This is a genomic window from Nitratireductor aquibiodomus NL21 = JCM 21793 (assembly GCF_000615975.1).
GTDB lineage: Bacteria > Pseudomonadota > Alphaproteobacteria > Rhizobiales > Rhizobiaceae > Nitratireductor > Nitratireductor aquibiodomus.
In genome coordinates this window covers 19297-33216 of the sequence record NZ_BAMP01000014.1, presented here as the reverse complement: position 1 = coordinate 33216, position 13920 = coordinate 19297, and the positions used below count along the sequence as shown (strand labels likewise).

11 protein-coding genes and 2 pseudogenes are annotated in these 13920 nt (G+C 61.4%); 8 read left to right on the top strand and 5 right to left on the bottom strand.

Annotated elements, in window-relative coordinates; all coding sequences use genetic code 11:
* Positions 1 to 47: 47 nt before the first annotated feature.
* Complete coding sequence (locus JCM21793_RS06115) at positions 48 to 548, bottom strand: MarR family winged helix-turn-helix transcriptional regulator (RefSeq protein WP_007009493.1); 501 nt, start codon at positions 546 to 548, stop codon at positions 48 to 50.
* An 89-nt stretch (positions 549 to 637) separates the two neighbouring features.
* Between JCM21793_RS06115 and JCM21793_RS06110 the strand changes: the two genes are divergently transcribed.
* The 3 genes and pseudogenes from JCM21793_RS06110 (at position 638) to JCM21793_RS24440 (ending at position 5435) form a co-directional block, all read left to right on the top strand.
* Positions 638 to 2413, top strand: coding sequence for an N-acetylglutaminylglutamine amidotransferase (locus JCM21793_RS06110; protein WP_025029790.1), 1776 nt, complete (start codon positions 638 to 640; stop codon positions 2411 to 2413).
* A 3-nt stretch (positions 2414 to 2416) separates the two neighbouring features.
* Positions 2417 to 4230, top strand: a pseudogene (ngg, locus tag JCM21793_RS24445) (N-acetylglutaminylglutamine synthetase).
* 48 nt (positions 4231 to 4278) lie between these two features.
* A pseudogene (locus JCM21793_RS24440) lies at positions 4279 to 5435 on the top strand (osmoprotectant NAGGN system M42 family peptidase).
* Positions 5436 to 5447: 12 nt separating this feature from the next.
* On the opposite strand, the gene JCM21793_RS30880 reads toward JCM21793_RS24440, so the two are convergent.
* A complete protein-coding gene (locus JCM21793_RS30880; protein ID WP_280113497.1) occupies positions 5448 to 5576 on the bottom strand; it encodes a hypothetical protein in 129 nt (42 codons plus the stop codon).
* 73 nt (positions 5577 to 5649) lie between these two features.
* On the opposite strand from JCM21793_RS30880, the gene JCM21793_RS06095 reads away from it, so the two are divergent.
* Both JCM21793_RS06095 and JCM21793_RS06090 read left to right on the top strand, forming a co-directional pair.
* Positions 5650 to 6438 carry an ABC transporter substrate-binding protein gene (locus tag JCM21793_RS06095; RefSeq protein ID WP_025029789.1) on the top strand — a complete coding sequence of 263 codons (789 nt, stop codon included), beginning with the start codon at positions 5650 to 5652 and terminating at the stop codon, positions 6436 to 6438.
* 67 nt (positions 6439 to 6505) lie between these two features.
* Entirely contained in the window at positions 6506 to 7645 is a 1140-nt protein-coding gene (locus JCM21793_RS06090) for an aminotransferase class V-fold PLP-dependent enzyme (protein WP_244439679.1), read from the top strand.
* Here JCM21793_RS06090 and JCM21793_RS06085 read toward each other — a convergent pair.
* Positions 7546 to 9114, bottom strand: coding sequence for an aminotransferase class V-fold PLP-dependent enzyme (locus JCM21793_RS06085; RefSeq protein ID WP_025029787.1), 1569 nt, complete (start codon positions 9112 to 9114; stop codon positions 7546 to 7548). The two genes, JCM21793_RS06090 and JCM21793_RS06085, sit on opposite strands and share 100 nt — an antisense overlap.
* Before the next feature lie 107 nt (positions 9115 to 9221).
* Here JCM21793_RS06085 and JCM21793_RS06080 point away from each other — a divergent pair, with 107 nt between their 5' ends.
* Both JCM21793_RS06080 and JCM21793_RS06075 read left to right on the top strand, forming a co-directional pair.
* Positions 9222 to 9683, top strand: a complete 462-nt coding sequence (locus tag JCM21793_RS06080; RefSeq protein ID WP_007009486.1) for an Lrp/AsnC family transcriptional regulator — start codon at positions 9222 to 9224, stop codon at positions 9681 to 9683.
* A gap of 16 nt (positions 9684 to 9699) precedes the next feature.
* A complete protein-coding gene (locus tag JCM21793_RS06075) occupies positions 9700 to 10923 on the top strand; it encodes a multidrug effflux MFS transporter (RefSeq protein WP_036539764.1) in 1224 nt (407 codons plus the stop codon).
* Here the strand turns inward: JCM21793_RS06075 and JCM21793_RS06070 are convergent, their stop codons facing one another.
* Both JCM21793_RS06070 and JCM21793_RS06065 read right to left on the bottom strand, forming a co-directional pair.
* Complete coding sequence (locus JCM21793_RS06070; protein ID WP_007009485.1) at positions 10924 to 11274, bottom strand: RidA family protein; 351 nt, start codon at positions 11272 to 11274, stop codon at positions 10924 to 10926.
* 11 nt (positions 11275 to 11285) lie between these two features.
* Positions 11286 to 12392 carry an NAD(P)/FAD-dependent oxidoreductase gene (locus JCM21793_RS06065; protein ID WP_007009484.1) on the bottom strand — a complete coding sequence of 369 codons (1107 nt, stop codon included), beginning with the start codon at positions 12390 to 12392 and terminating at the stop codon, positions 11286 to 11288.
* A gap of 291 nt (positions 12393 to 12683) precedes the next feature.
* Here JCM21793_RS06065 and JCM21793_RS31390 point away from each other — a divergent pair, with 291 nt between their 5' ends.
* Complete coding sequence (locus JCM21793_RS31390) at positions 12684 to 13883, top strand: serine hydrolase (RefSeq protein WP_081784644.1); 1200 nt, start codon at positions 12684 to 12686, stop codon at positions 13881 to 13883.
* The last annotated feature ends 37 nt before the right edge of the window (positions 13884 to 13920 follow it).

The following is a 13920-nucleotide window of genomic DNA, read 5'->3' as shown; positions in this document are numbered from 1 at the left end:
ACATCGCCTTGCGCTCGATCAAATTCGATCCGAGAGGGCAGACCTGGTCAGTGCGGAAGCGTGTCTTTCGGCAGGCCCTCGCCCGGTGCCATCATGTCGGCAATGGCTGTCAGGGCCAGGATGAGTTGGCTGCGGCGCTCTGGAGAAAGGTCTGCGAAACGCCGGGCGAAGGCGTCGCCCATCGGTTCCGGCGCCCGCGTCAACAGCGCGGCACCTTCGGGCGTGAGGCGGGTATGGACCACGCGGCGATCGTTGCGTGAGCGGTAGCGCTCGACCAGTTGCCGTGCTTCCAGATTGTCGAGAATGGTGATCACGGTCGCAGCGCTCAGATCGATATGGGCAGACAGGACAGTGGTCGTGACCTCTCCAAGTGCGGCAATCGCCTTGAGGGTAATGAGCTGCGGCGCCGTGAGCCCGATCTGCTTTGCAAGCGCCCGGGACTGCACATCGTTGGCACGGACGATCCGGCGGATGCATTTTTCCACGCCCCGTAACTCATCGTCGCGGAACCTGTTGGTGACCTTGTCAGTTGTCGTCTCAAAGCTCATGCTGACGCCATTAATTTGACATCTAATAGTTATAACTATAACTAAAATACGCTCCGACGCAACGACGAACAAGGGATCGATCGCTATCCATGTGCGGAATCTGCGGAGAACTGCGGCTTGATGGCCGCCCTGCCTCACCTGTCGCTCTTTCGAAAATGATGGACTGTCTTGCGCCGCGCGGGCCTGATGGCGCGGGCGCCGTCATTCATGGCAGCGCGGCCTTCGGGCATCGGCGGCTGAAAATCATTGACCTGTCGGAAAAGGCACGCCAGCCGATGGAGGATGCGGAGCTTGGGCTCACCATCGCCTTCAACGGCTGCATCTACAATTATCCCGAGCTGCGTGCGGAACTGGAGGGCAGGGGCTACCGCTTCTTCTCCACCGGCGACACCGAAGTCATTCTGAAAGCCTGGCATGCCTGGGGTGAGGAATGTGTGACCCGCTTCCATGGCATGTTTGCCTTCGTGCTGCGCGAGCGTGAAACGGGCCGTGTGGTAATGGCGCGCGACCGGTTTGGCATCAAGCCGCTTTACCTGGCGGAGACGCCGGAGCGCATTCGGTTCGCATCGTCCCTGCCGTCCCTGCTGGCGGTGGGTGAGGTGGACACGTCCATCGACCGCCACGCACTGCATCACTACATGACGTTCCACGCGGTCGTCCCCCCACCGCGCACCATCCTGAACGGCGTGAAGAAGCTGCCGCCTGCCACCATCCGGATCATCGAAGCCGATGGCAGTCAGCGGGATCGGATCTACTGGGATCCGCCCTTCGCGCGCGATCCCGATACGGCCCCTCTTTCTCCCGAAGAATGGCGTGACCGCACGCTGGAAGCGCTGCGTCTCGCCGTCAAACGCCGCATGGTGGCCGACGTGCCGGTGGGCGTCCTGCTTTCTGGAGGTGTGGATTCCAGCCTCATCGTCGGGCTTCTCGCCGAGGCCGGCCAGAAGGGTCTCATGACCTTCTCCGTCGGTTTCGAGGAGGCCAATGGCGAAAAGGGTGACGAATTCGTCTATTCCGATCTGATCGCGAAAGAATTCGGCACCGATCATCACAAGATCTTCGTGCCCTCGGCCGATTTGATGGATGCGCTTCCCGGCACGTTCGCTGCCATGTCGGAGCCAATGGTCTCCTACGACAATGTCGGTTTTTATCTCCTCTCCAAGGAAGTCTCGAAACACATCAAGGTCGTGCAGTCGGGGCAGGGCGCCGACGAGATTTTCGGTGGCTATCACTGGTATCCGCCGCTGATGAATTCCAACGATGTGGTGGGTGACTATGCGAAGGTCTTCTTCGACCGGTCGCACGAAACGCTGACCAGACAGCTCGCGCCCGAATGGATCGCCGACCGCGATGCGAGCCGCGAACTGGTGGCGGCTCACCTCACACGGGCAGGCGCCGACACGCCGGTCGACGCGGCGCTGAGGCTCGATTCCACCGTCATGCTCGTGGATGACCCGGTCAAGCGGGTGGACAACATGACCATGGCCTGGGGGCTTGAGGCGCGGGTGCCGTTCCTCGATCATGAGCTGGTGGAGCTTGCCGCCCGCATCCCGCCCGAGGAAAAGCTCAAACAGGGTGGCAAGGGCGTGCTGAAGGAAGTCGCAAGGCAGGTGGTCCCGCATGAGGTGATCGACCGGAAGAAGGGCTATTTCCCGGTGCCGCAGCTCAAATATGTCGATGGGCCCTATCTCGATATGGTGCGCGATGCACTGTCCTCGCAATCCGCCCGTGAACGCGGCCTCTTCCGCCAGGAGTATCTGGACACGCTCTACGCCGCGCCGGCCGATCACATCACGCCGCTGCGTGGCTCCGAACTCTGGCAGGTAGGGCTGCTCGAACTCTGGCTGCAAACCCACGGGGTATGACCGATGGCCAAGAAAGAGGATGTGGCTTTGCGCGCCTCGCGCGGGCGCAGCGACAAGGCGCTCGGCTACCGCCTGAAGCGCCTGCGCAGCGAGACCATGAAGCCGACCAGCCCCCCGGTCGATCAATCGGCTGAACAGCAGGACCGGTCCGTCTCTCTTGAACTCGGCTGGGGGCGGCTTCTCTTCGCCCAGACCTTCGAGACGAATGAAGAACTTGCCGGTGCCTGCGGGACGAGGGCCCGGCCCGGCGCGACATCGCCTTTTATATCCGCGACCCGCATGTGCTTCTGTCCATGGCGCCGCAGGAACTCTTTCTTGACCCGTCGCACACCTACCGGCTCGATCTTGCGACCTATCGCCCGAGCCGGCGTCAGCCACGCGGCTTTTTTATCCGGCGGCTGACCTCGGAGGCGGACGCAAACGCCGTCAACGCCATCTATCAGAGCCGAGGCATGGTCACCGTGCGCCCGGACTTTTTCTGGACCAACCGAGACAGCCGCGCCGTCACCTATTTCGTCGCCGAGGACGACCAGACCGGCGATATTCTTGGCACGGTAACCGGGGTCGATCATCGCCGCGTGTTTCAGGACGCCGAGAACGGCTCCTCCCTCTGGTGCCTCGCGGTCGATCCGCAATGCCGTCACGCAGGGGTGGGCGAGATGCTGGTGCGGCGGCTGGCCGAGCATTTTGCCGCCCGTGGCGCGGGCTTCATGGATCTCTCGGTCATGCATGACAATGATCAGGCCATTGCGCTTTATGAGAAGCTCGGCTTCCATCGCGTTCCGGTGTTCGCCGTCAAGCGGAAGAACCCCATCAACGAAAATCTCTTCACCCATCCGCCCGCGGATTTCGACCTTCTCAACCCCTATGCGCGGTTGATTGTGGATGAGGCTCACCGGCGCGGCGTGGCGGTGGATGTGACGGATGCCGAAGGCGGGTTTTTCCGCCTGTCGTTTGGTGGCCGCTCGATTCACTGCCGCGAAAGCCTCTCTGAACTGACCTCGGCGGTCGCCATGTCGATCTGTGATGACAAGGCGGTCACGCGCCGTGTGGTGGAGCGCGCAGGGCTGATTGTGCCGGAGCAGATGGAAGCAGTTGATGACGACGGGGCCCTTGGCGCATTCCTGAAGAAGCATGGGCGCGTCGTGGTGAAACCGGCACGCGGCGAGCAGGGCAAGGGCGTTGCCGTTGGTCTTGAAACGCTGGACGAGATGAAGAACGCCATACGTATCGCCCGTGAGCTTTCCGACCGCGTTCTGGTGGAGGCCTGCTTTGAAGGCGAGGATCTGCGCCTGGTCGTGATCGACTATCGCCTCGTAGCGGCGGCTGTGCGTCGTGCGCCGCGCGTGGTGGGCGACGGTCACAAGACCATCGGGGAACTGATCGAAAAACAGTCGCGCCGGCGCGCTGCCGCAACGGGCGGCGAAAGCCGGATCCCCATTGATGACGAGACCCGGCGTTGCGTTGCCGCTCTCGGGTATGAACTGTCGAGTGTGCTGCCGGAAGGCGAGGAGGTCGTGGTGCGCAAGACGGCAAACCTCCACACTGGCGGTTCCATTCACGACGTTACGGAAAAGGTGCATCCGGATCTGGTGAAGGCAGCCTGTACCGCAGCGCGTGCCATTGACATTCCGGTTGTCGGCATTGACCTTATGGTCCGGTCGCCCGGCCAGCCGGATTATGTCTTTATAGAAGCCAATGAACGGCCAGGCCTTGCGAACCATGAACCGCAACCGACCGCCGAACGCTTCGTCGACCTGCTTTTCCCGCGCTCCGGCGTGAAATCGGCGGAAAGGGCACTGGCTCCCAGGGCATAGGTCCTCACCCCGGGCGGCATCCGCAATCGAGCAATCCAAAGGGAATGCATGTCACGACTGAAGATCGACGTTTCCTATCTGGTCGACCAGCTCAAGGCGCTGCTGGCGATCGACAGTCCCACCGGCTACACCGATACGATCGTCAGGCATGTGACGACTGAGCTTGAGCGGCTCGGGCTGGAGCCCGAACTCACACGGCGCGGCGCCATTCGGGCCGTTGTGCGCGGTGGCCGCCGTGAGGGCGCACGCGCCATCATCACGCATCTCGACACGCTCGGCGCACAGGTCAAATACATCAAGGACAACGGGCGTTTCGAGCTCGTGCCGATCGGTCACTGGTCAGCGCGCTTCGCCGAGGGCGCACGGGCGACGCTCTATACGGAGAAGGGCGCCTATCGCGGCACCATTTTACCACTCAAGGCGTCCGGCCATACGTTCAATGACGATGTCGACACAATGCCGGTGGGCTGGAATTTTGTGGAACTGCGCGTTGATGCCATGTGCTGGGATCGCGCAGACGCGCACAATTTAGGCATAGATGTCGGCGATTTCGTTGCCGTCGACCCGCAGCCGGAATTCCTTGAAAACGGCTTCATCGTTTCGCGGCATCTGGATGACAAGGCCGGCGTTGCCATCGCCCTGGCAGCGCTGGAATCACTTCTCAGCAATGAAGTGACACTGCCGGTCGACACACACTGGCTTTTCACCATCGCTGAAGAAGTGGGAGTGGGCGCCGCCTCGATCGTCACCCCGGAAATCGCTTCCATGGTGACCATCGACAACGGCACCACGGCGCCTGGACAGAACTCCACGGAGTTCGGGGTCACCATCGCCATGGCCGATCAGGCAGGTCCGTTCGACTATCACCTGACGAAGAAGCTCGTGGAGCTGTGCGTGAGGAGGACATTCGCTACCAGAAGGATGTGTTCCGTTATTACCGTTCCGATTCCGCATCGGCGATTGAGGCCGGGCACGATGTGCGCACGGCCCTGATCGCCTTCGGTATCGACGCCTCGCACGGCTATGAGCGCATTCACGTCCATGCCCTGCGTTCGGTCGCGGAGTTGGCAACCGCCTATGTGGCAAGCCCGATGGAAATTGAGCGCGATGTCGAGGAGGTTTCCGACATCGAGGGTTTCACCGAGCAGCCGACCAACGAGGCGGAAATGGCCAGACGCGCCAACAACCTTCCAAAGCAGGAATAAGCGGCTTTTCTGTCAAGCTGCAGGAACACCCGGCAAGGCGGCATTTCGGCCGCCTTTTTTATTGGTTTCCACCGCGCAGCGAGATGCCCTGCGCAGCATGGTGATTTTAAGCTTCAAATACCCATTGATCTCCAGTCCCATAAATGATCATGTGATCAAATAATTTTCTGAACCAGGTAGGGAAGGGGTTCGGAATGATGGGAGGAGGTTGATCATGAAGATCCGTACATTTGCTCTGTCCATGGCGCTTGCCGCATTGTCGGTCGTGTCGACTGCACACGCCGAAACCATCACGGTGGGGGCTTATCCTGCAAACCCGCCATGGGAGTACAAGACCGAGACTGGTGCCTTTGAGGGTTTCGAGGTGGACGTCGCGCGGGAGGTTGCCAGGCGTCTGGGCATGGAGATTGCGTTCCAGGACCTGGGCTTTCAGGCGCTCTTCGCGGCCACGAGCTCAGGGCGGATCGATTTCGCCATATCGTCGATCTCGATCACCAATGAGCGCTTGCAGAACCAGTCTTTCACCCAGCCCTACTACGACAGCGATGGCACCATCGTTGGTCGTGAGGATTCGAAGGTCACTGCGCTGGAGGAACTCGACGGCAAGACCATTGGCGTCGTGGCCGCAACCACGGGTGAAGCATGGGCGAAGGAGAATGCCGGGAAATACGGAATTGCCGACATTCGTTCTTACTCGGCGCAGCAGGATCTGCTGCTTGACGTGCGCGCGGGCCGCCTCGAGGGCGGTGCCGGTGAAATCGCCGGGTTTCAGTATGCGATGACGCAGGTCCCGGGCCTCAAGATACTGGTGCGCATCCCGACCGGCGAGCGCTTTGCGATGATGACCCGAAAAGATCACCCCCTGCTGGAAAAAGCGAACGAAGCGATTTCGGCAATGAAGAATGACGGCACGATGGCGGCGATCCACAAGACCTGGTTCGGGGTTGACCCGGATCAGGGGACGAGCACCGTCGAGGCAATGCCAGTCCCGCAGCCACAGTGACGTCTGCAACCAGTCGAGTTCTTGACGGCGTCCCTGCGGACGGACGCCGTTTCCATACGAGGATCATATGCCAGCACAGAAACGGACCATGGATGGCTCCGGATATCTTCTCTATCACTCGATCGGCATGTATCCGGGCAAGGCCGCCGAAATGGCTGAGGCGCTGTCGGATTTTTCGTTCGGGTGGGGACAGTGCGATAATGAACAATGGGGCCGCGCTCTCGGCTTGCGGCAGGAGTTCATTGACCGCTGGTCGGCGCTGATTGGCGCCCCGGACGGCACACTCACAACGAGCGAGAACGTCACCACGGCGCTCAACAGCCTCGTCGGCGCCTTGCCGGCAGAGCACCTGCGCGGGCGGCGTGTTCTGATCGCGGGCGACTGTTTCCCCAGCATGCACTTTCTGCTGTCCGGCCTGGCGCAGCGCTATGGTTTCACCCTTGATACGGTGCCGATCCGGCCCGGCGAGCACTGGGTGCGCGATGATGATGTGATCGCGGCCTGGTCCGCGGATGTCGGAGTGTGTCTTCTGACCTATGTGACCTCCACGTCGTCGCACCGCTGCGACCTGGAGCGTCTCGTCGCCCATGGCCGCAAAATGGGCAGCGTGATTGGCGTTGACATCACTCAGGCAGCCGGACTGCTACCGTTTGATGTTATGCGGCCGGCGGTGGATTTCACGATCTCGACGAGCCTGAAATGGCTGTGTGCGACACCCGGTGCGGGGGTTCTCCACGTGGCGGAGCCGCTTCTGGCAGCGTGCCGGCCGGAACTGCGGGGCTGGTTCAGCCAGGACGATATCTTCTCATGGGACCTCGAAAGCTTTTCCTATGCGCGGGATGCGCGCCGCTTCGACAACGGCACCCCGTCGATCCTTGCCTGCGCCGGTTCGCTTCCAGCCCTGAGATGGCACGCGCAGCAGGATCAGGCGGCGCTTCTGGAGCATAACCGCCATCTCTCAGGGATTGTTGCCGATCTGGCACGGGACATCGGCCTCTCCCTCGCAAGCCCGCTGGACGAGGCCGAAAGGGGTGGCAGCGTGATGCTCGCCCTGCCGGAGAAGCAGGATCCTGCGAGGGTGGTCGCGCAACTGGCGGCCGCCGAGCTCTACGCGGACCATCGCGGCCAGATCCTGAGGCTTTCCCCCGGCTTCATGACCACCGAGAGTGGTGTCGCCCGGCTTGCCGACGTTTTGAAGGCCCTCTGAGGGGGGGCGGCCTCAGCCCGCCAGGCTAGCGCTTTGTGACGGAACCGCGCCGTGCCCGGGTCGAAATCATAGGCGCTTGCATGGCGTTCAGCCTCGCGCGCCAGCCGGTCGACGGTCTTGATGACGAAATCCGCCTTCTCATCCGTCATGAGATAGCTGAGGTTCAGCCGCACCCAGCCGGGCTTCTCCATCTCTCGACCGTCTCGAATGCTCTGCAGAAGCGCATTCGACTGCGGTTCATCGATGCCGAGCAGGTGATGCGCATAGGGGCCGGCACAGGCGCAGCCGCCACGCGCCTGGATGCCGTGAAGATCGCTCAGCATCCGGGTAAAGAGCTGATGGTGCAGCGTGTTGCCTTCAGGGCAGAGAATGCGGAACGAAAAGATCGGCAGTCGCGGCGCTGCCGGGTTGCCGAGAAGTTGCAGGCAGGGGTTTTGCGACCAGACGCCCAGTGCCCGCGTACGCAGTTCCTCATGTCGGCGGTCTATGAAATCCTGCCCCAGCGCTTCCTTGACGAGCAGGACGAGAGCAGCGCGGATGTCGCCCACCACATTTGGGGTGCCCGCCTCCTCGCGCGCCGAAAGTGATCGCGAGTAGTCATGCGCCCACGGCGACACGAAGGTCACCGACCCACCGCCGGGCATGGTCGGCTGCGCGGTACGGGCGATGGCGTTGCGCAGGATCAAAAGACCCGAAGCACCCGGCCCGCCGGGAAACTTGTGCGGCGAAATCACCACCGCATCTTTGGCACAGTCGGTGCCCGGCTTCATGTCGATTTCGAGATAGGGCGCACCGCCCGCATAATCCCATATGGCGAGTGCATCATGGGCCTTGAGCAGCCGTGTCACCGCATCCGTGTCGGTTGTTATGCCGGTGACATTCGAGGCCGCAGAAAACGTGCCGACCTTCAACGCCGCGTCGGCGTTCGCTTCAAGTGCCGTCTTCAATGCTCCCATGTCAGGGCCGCCACATGCGGTCTCCGGAATGGCGATGATCGTCGCACCGCTCTCGCGCCAGGGCAGAATGTTGGAGTGGTGCTCATAGGGGCCGGTGAACACCACCACCCGGCCACCCTTCGCCATGGTTTCGGCAATCTGCAGAAGCCGCACCAGCCGGTTGATGCCGGAGGTGGCACCTGATCCGGAAAAGACAACGCTTGTTTCTTTGTCGGCCTTGACGATGCGGTGAATCTCCGCGCGCGCCGCCTCACGCAGGCGGGTCGAGAACGAACCGCAATAGGACGCCTCGGTGTGGCTGTTCGCATAGTAGGGCAGGACCTCATCCCGGATGAAGTCCTCCACCTGCGCAAGCGCTCGGCCGGATGCGACGTAATCGGCGTAGATCAGCGGCTTTTCCCCGCAGGGGCCCTCTATGACCGCATTCTCGCCGATCAGGCCCGCACGCAGATATTCGGCAAGGTCGTCGCGGTTGAGGCTCTCCTTGAAGGCGTTCAGAACATCACGTGCCATGGTTTGATCCGTCAGATTGAACAGGACGAAAGGATCGCACAGTGATCGTCTATCATTCTCACATAAAATTATGGAATACGGAGAGAAAATGGGTCATATGATAGATTATGGGTGAAAAAATCGATCAATTTGACAGGCGGATATTGCGGGTGCTTCAGCGCGATGCGAGCCTATCGCAACGGGATCTGGCGGAGAAGGTCGGCCTTTCCCAGAATGCCTGCTGGCGCCGTCTGAAGTCGCTGGAAGAACGCGGCGTCATCCGTGGGCGCACGCTGCAGGTCGACAGAAACAAGCTGGGACTGGGGCTTGTGGTTTTCGTGATGGTCAAGACGCGCCATCACTCCACGACCTGGCTGCAGACCTTCCGTCAGCACGTCTCCAGCATTCCCGAGATCGTCGACTTCTTCCGCATCGGCGGCGACTATGATTACATGCTGCGCATCGTGACCACGGATATGGAAAGCTACGATTCCGTCTATCAGCGTCTGATCCAGAAGGTCGAGCTGGAATCCGTCACGTCTTATTTCGCCATGGAGGCCATCGAAGAGCGCCGTCCCCTGCCAATCTGATTGTTCAGGCCTGCCGATGAAAACCCGGTCCATCTCGTTCGAGCGCATCGCGCTTTACGCGTTTCTCACATCGCTCACCGCACTCAGCATCGATGCCGTGCTGCCCGCGTTGCGGATCATCGAGACGGAACTGCATGTGGAGCCGCCACTCTCCACGCAGCACATCGTGTCCCTGTTTATCTTCGGCATGGTGTTTGGCGAGCTGTTCCTCGGGCCGATTTCCGATGCCATCGGGCGCAAGCGGGCTCTGGTTCTCGGCCTTGGTCTCTATATGGTGGGCACGCTGGTGGCGATGCTTTCCACAAGCGTCGGCATGATCGTTGTCGGTCGCATCCTGCAGGGCATTGGCGTGGCGGGACCGAAAATCGCCACGCGCGCCCTGATCCGCGACCAGTTCGAAGGCGAGGCCATGGCGCGCATCATGTCCTTCATGTTCGTGCTTTTTATCCTTGTCCCGATGCTCGCGCCGGCCATGGGGCAGATTGTGCTGGCATTCGCCGGCTGGCGGGCGATCTTTGCGGTCTATCTGGCCCTTTCCGTACTTCTGTGCATCTGGCTCGTTGCACGGCAGCCCGAAACGCTTCCGCCGCAGAGCCGCATACGATTTCACCCGGCCACGCTTGTGCAGAACGGCGCGCGCATCCTGCGCAGCCGGCGTGTGACACTGCTCATCGTTGCGACCGGCCTCGTCTTCGGTGCCCATCTCCAGTATCTGAGCACGGCTGCCGACATCTTCTTCGATGTTTATGGCGTCTCCACCATGTTCCCCGCCTATTTCGCGGCCTTCGCCGCCGGCATCGGCCTTGCCTCCATCGTCAACGCCCAGGTGGTGCGCCGCTTCGGAATGCAGGCGATGTGCGAGGGAGCCCTGCTGGGCCTTGTCATCCTCGGCCTTGGCCTGCTTTCCGTGTCACTTGTCTATGAGGGGAGGCCACCCTTTGTGGCCTTCATGGCAATGGGTTTTGTGATCTTCTTCTGCATCGGCATCCTGTTTGGCAATCTCAATGCCATGGCGATGCAGTCTCTTGGGCAGCTGGCAGGGCTCGGCGCCTCGCTTATTGCCTCCGGATCGAGCCTCGTGGCCGTGATCTTTGCCGTGGCCTTTGGCGCATTCTACAACCAGACGCCCATGCCGCTGGCGTCCGGTTTCCTGACAACTGGTGTGCTAGGGTTCGTTCTTGTCCGGCTCGCCTCGGGGGCGAGCCAGGAGCCGGTGATACCGGTCAAGCGCGCGGCGTGATCAGCCGGCAGCGGCGATGACGATGATCTCGACCGTGTAGTCGGGTGTTGCCAGCGCGGACTCGCCACAGGCGCGGGCCGGTGCGTGGCCGGGCGCGACCCAGGCGTCCCAGACTTCGTTCATCTCGGCGAAATCCTTCATGTCGGCAAGCCAGATGGTTGCCTGAAGGATGCGGGTCTTGTCGGAACCATTCTGCTCCAGAAGCGCATCGATCTTCTTGAGAATGTCTTTGGTCTGCGTGGCCACGCTCTCACCCGGCGTACCGACCTGACCAGCCAGATAGATGGTGCCGTTGTGGATGACGGCCTGGCTCATGCGGGTGCCGGTGTCGACGCGTTTGATCTCGGACATTGATTTTCCTTTCAGGACTTGATGAGACGGTTCGGTGCAAGGGCCTGCACCACGGTTTGGGGCAGGGCGGATGTCCGCCCCGCACAAAGATCGGCTGCCAGCGCTGAGAGAGCGGGGGAGGTCTGCACGCCATACCCGCCCTGGCCGGCGAGCCAGAAGAAGCCCTCCGCATCCGGCGCGAAGCCGACGGCAGGTGTGCGGTCGGGGAAGAAGCTGCGCAGCCCCGCCCAGCTCCGCTCGATGCGTGTGACGGGCACGGTCACGGCCTGTTCGAAACGGTGCAGGCCTTCCGCCAGCACCATGTCATCGGGCCAGGCGTCGAAGGGTTCGGACGGGTCTTCGTCCGCCGGCGAAACCATAAGCTTGCCCGCATCGGGTTTTGCGTACCAGCCTTCACCGGCACAGCCGAACAGCGGCCAGCCCGTCACATCATGCCCGTCCGGCGCGGGCAGGATTACCGCCGAACGGCGCATCGGCGTCAGCCCAAGCGGCTGGACGCCGGCAAGTCTGGCGATCTCGTCGGCCCAGGCGCCGGCGGCGTTCACGATGACGGGGGCGGAAAAGGACCCCTGCGGCGTTTCCAGTGTCCACGTGCCGTTTGCGCGTGAAATGGCGCTCACAGGCGCCTTGTTGACAATGCTGCCACCACGATGGCGCAGCATCTTTGCAAAGCCCTGAAGCAGGCGGTCCACATCAATGTCCTGCGCCCCTTCCTCAATGGCTGCCGCTGCGACGCTTTCGCGTTTCAGAATGGGAACGCGCGTGATCGCCTCGTCCGGGCTGAGGCTTTCCATGCCGGTCGCACCCTGAAGGATCTTGTCGAGTGCCCCGATATGCTCTTCGGTGGCGACATAAAGCAGGCCGCGCGGGCTCAGAACACTTTCTTCCGAGATGCCTTCCGGCTCCCTGAACACCGGTTCGGAAGCTGCGTTGAGCGCGCGCAGCGTGTCGTTGCCGTAATTGCGGATATAGATCGCCGCGGAACGGCCCGTTGCGTGGTAGCCGATGGCCTCTTCCGACTCAAGGACAGTGACCTTCGCATCTGCGGCAATGCGCGCCCCCGCGCCGATGCCGGCGATGCCGCCGCCAATAATGATGATGTCGGATGTCTGGCTCATGCTCTCCCCTCTACGCTTTCCCGTCTCTGGATGCAGCGCCCACATCTCCGCGGGCGTATGGCGCGGCACCCGTCCTCGGCGTGGCTCTCTGAAACCGAGTCGCTAGCCAGGCGGCCAGCACCGCACACAGATACTGATCGCACTGCGAAAGCAATAGGCTCAATCCACTTGTGGCATTATGGCACCGGCCCTGAGCTCACAATGCCTTGTTGACCATAGGGTTTGTCATGTTAGGGCATTTGCTTTATCAGGTAGAAATATAGTAACGTGTTGATATTTAAGAATAATTATATGTTATACCATCATTTCGACAAAAGAGCGGTGTCTTCCCTTTGGCGTCCGCTGGCGTTGTTTCTCGGGGCAGGTCTTCTGTCGTCGGTTCCTGCGTGGGCCACAGGCCCGGTCCTTTCAGCGACAACCGGACAAAGAATCGAGGCGGAAGCCCGGCGCTTTATGCAGGAGAACAGCATTCCCGGTCTCTCGGTTGCCATCACGATTGACGGCAGGCGTCGCATCTTCAATGAAGGTGTTGCGTCCCGGGAAAGCGGAGAACCTGTTACAGACAAAACGCTTTTCGAGATCGGCGCCATCGGTGAGACCTTCGCTGGGCTTCTTGCGTCTTACGCGCAGGTCAAGGGAAGGCTCTCTTTCTTCGACGAAGTCAGCGATCATTTACTGTCGTTGAAGGGAAGCGCCTTCGACACCGTGACGGTTCTCAACCTGGCGACGCACACGAGCGGACTGGACCTGTTTCCACCCGAGGACGTCAAGACGCCCGAGGCGCTTCTTGCCTATTGCGCTTCCTGGCGACGGCGTTATGCGCCCGGTTCGCAACGGACATATTCCCATATTGGCGCCGCACTCCTCGCCACGGTTGGTGCAGCCGCAATGAAGCAGGACTATGATGAACTTCTCGGCAGGAAAATATTGCCGAAACTGGGCCTCTCACACACCTATACACAGGTTCCCGCGAGCAGCACGATAGACTACGCGCAGGGCTACACCCAGGGAGATCTGCCCGTCCACATTGGCCCGGAGCCGCTTGCTTCAGCAGTCTACGGAATGCGAACCACCGCGGGGGACATGATCCGCTATGTAGAAGCGCATATGGAGGCTGGCGACATCGACCCGGACATGAAGCGCGCCATCCGCAAGACCCTCACAGGCTATTACAAAGCCGGTCCGTTCACGCAGAATCTCATCTGGGAGCAATATGCCTTTCCGGTCGTGCTCAGGCAGCTGGTACAGGGGAATTCCACGACGGTGGAATGGACCGATGTGCCGGCGCTGCGGCTGAAGCCGCCATTTCCTCCCCGCAGGAATGTGTGGATCAACAAGGTCGGTTCGACGCGCGGCTTCGCGGCATATGTGGCCTTTGTACCGGCCAGCAAAACGGGGGTCGCCCTGCTGGTGAACAAGTCAATTCCCGAGCCCGATCTGGTGAGCACCGCATACCGCATTCTCGAGATGCTGCAGTCCCGGAGCCCCTGAGCGGAAGGGGCTGCCGGCGAGCCTTGTGGCCCAGCCG

What these genes read in the sequence shown, in the direction of transcription:
- JCM21793_RS06115 (WP_007009493.1), bottom strand. Translation starts at nt 548, where the DNA reads ATGAGCTTTGAGACGACAACTGACAAGGTCACCAACAGGTTCCGCGAC.
- JCM21793_RS06110 (WP_025029790.1), top strand. Translation starts at nt 638, where the DNA reads ATGTGCGGAATCTGCGGAGAACTGCGGCTTGATGGCCGCCCTGCCTCA.
- JCM21793_RS30880 (WP_280113497.1), bottom strand. Translation starts at nt 5,576, where the DNA reads ATGGGACTGGAGATCAATGGGTATTTGAAGCTTAAAATCACCATGCTG.
- JCM21793_RS06095 (WP_025029789.1), top strand. Translation starts at nt 5,650, where the DNA reads ATGAAGATCCGTACATTTGCTCTGTCCATGGCGCTTGCCGCATTGTCG.
- JCM21793_RS06090 (WP_244439679.1), top strand. Translation starts at nt 6,506, where the DNA reads ATGCCAGCACAGAAACGGACCATGGATGGCTCCGGATATCTTCTCTAT.
- JCM21793_RS06085 (WP_025029787.1), bottom strand. Translation starts at nt 9,114, where the DNA reads ATGGCACGTGATGTTCTGAACGCCTTCAAGGAGAGCCTCAACCGCGAC.
- JCM21793_RS06080 (WP_007009486.1), top strand. Translation starts at nt 9,222, where the DNA reads ATGGGTGAAAAAATCGATCAATTTGACAGGCGGATATTGCGGGTGCTT.
- JCM21793_RS06075 (WP_036539764.1), top strand. Translation starts at nt 9,700, where the DNA reads ATGAAAACCCGGTCCATCTCGTTCGAGCGCATCGCGCTTTACGCGTTT.
- JCM21793_RS06070 (WP_007009485.1), bottom strand. Translation starts at nt 11,274, where the DNA reads ATGTCCGAGATCAAACGCGTCGACACCGGCACCCGCATGAGCCAGGCC.
- JCM21793_RS06065 (WP_007009484.1), bottom strand. Translation starts at nt 12,392, where the DNA reads ATGAGCCAGACATCCGACATCATCATTATTGGCGGCGGCATCGCCGGC.
- JCM21793_RS31390 (WP_081784644.1), top strand. Translation starts at nt 12,684, where the DNA reads ATGTTATACCATCATTTCGACAAAAGAGCGGTGTCTTCCCTTTGGCGT.